This window comes from Variovorax sp. FG153, assembly GCF_057809595.1.
Genome location: NZ_JBMDKG010000141.1, coordinates 1 through 325 on the forward strand (window position 1 = coordinate 1; position 325 = coordinate 325).

The 325-nt window shown below is 69.2% G+C and carries 1 protein-coding gene; it reads left to right on the top strand.

What is annotated here, in order from left to right:
- Positions 1-325 (top strand): AMP-binding enzyme (locus tag ACODT0_RS42485; protein ID WP_489044064.1); only part of this gene is annotated, 325 nt, incomplete at both ends.

Below are 325 nucleotides of genomic sequence, written 5' to 3' on the forward strand. Positions count from 1 at the left end.
GGCCCTCGATGATCCGCACCATCTGGAACGACCCCGAGCGCTTCAAGAAGAGCTATTTCCCCGAAGAGATGGGCGGCACGATCTACCTGGCGGGCGACGGCGCGGTGCGCAGTGCGGATCGCGGCTACTTCCGCATCACGGGCCGCATCGACGACGTGCTCAATGTGTCGGGCCACCGGCTGGGCACGATGGAGATCGAGTCGGCGCTGGTGTCCAAGACCGACCTCGTGGCCGAGGCCGCGGTGGTGGGGCGTCCGGACGACGTGACGGGCGAGGCGGTGTGCGCCTTCGTGGTGCTCAAGCGCGCGCGCCCGACCGGCGAGGA